General features: G+C 45.5%; 1 protein-coding gene. It reads left to right on the top strand.

Annotated features, from left to right (window positions below; genetic code table 11):
* Window positions 1-976 (top strand): DUF2066 domain-containing protein (locus tag R7Q47_RS26625; RefSeq protein WP_318090319.1); only part of this gene is annotated, 976 nt, incomplete at its 5' end.
* Window positions 977-1,032 lie beyond the last annotated feature (56 nt).

Genomic DNA, 1,032 nt, shown 5'->3' with positions numbered 1-1,032 from the left:
TATTTCTCAGCTTGGGAAAAGCCAAGTTGAAGGCAAAGCAAGTCTTAAAATGTTGTTTAACAGTGGGCAAATTCAATCGCTTTTGACTCAAGCTCAGTTGCCTTCATGGTCACCGAATCGTGCCAATATTTTGGTTTGGCTGGTGGAAGAGCAAGATTACGACCGCGCAATTGCATGGGAACATTCTGATTCTGCCAACGTTGCTGCGTTGAAAAAAGCAACGGAAGCTCGTGGCCTTCCAATTACGATTCCTGTTGGGGATTTTGACGATGTCACGGGCGTAAACACGTCTGATCTTTGGGGCGGTTTCATTGAACCGATTAGCCAAGCCAGCCAGCGTTACCCAGCGGACGCGGTATTAATTATTCGTGCGCAAGGCGAGCAGATTCGTTGGACTTTGTATGACCAAGCGCCTGCAAAGATTATTGATGCGCAAACTTCTCCACGCAGCGGGTCGGCAACAGGTGCAGACGCTATTTCCGCAATGGTGGATGGTATTGCTGATTACTACGCAAGTAAAAACGCCGTTGTTGTCTCAGGCAAGTCTTCTAAAGCTGTGAACGTGAAAGTGTTAAATGTAACGTCTGCTGCTGATTTCTTCCGTTTAGAAAATGCACTTACCAAATTGAATTCAGTGGCAGGCACTGAAATCAAGCGTGTACAAGGCAGTGAGTTAACGCTGACTATTCATTTGCTTGCTTCACAACAAGCATTTGAGCAAGAGGCTTCGTCTATCTCACAATTGATGGAATTTGAAGATCCACTCGGTGACGTTGAAGAAGTGACGCCATCGGAAGAGCAATCGGTAGAAACTCTACCTTCAGAGGCTCAAGCTATAGAAGGGCAACCAAAAACGGTGGTTCAAGCCGTTGAGGAAACTGTGCCAGCAGCGCAAGTACAACAGCCTGTTGTGATTCCTCAAGTGCAAGATCAATACGATCTGATTTATGAGTGGAATTCTACTTCGCAAAGTTAATCCGCGTTTGAGCATAGAATAAAGAAAGAGTCGCAATTGCGACTCTTTTTGTTTTT

The organism is Vibrio sp. Vb0349, from assembly GCF_033338975.1.
The sequence above is the reverse complement of the archived record's forward strand: the minus strand, read 5'-3'. Positions and strand labels throughout refer to the sequence as shown.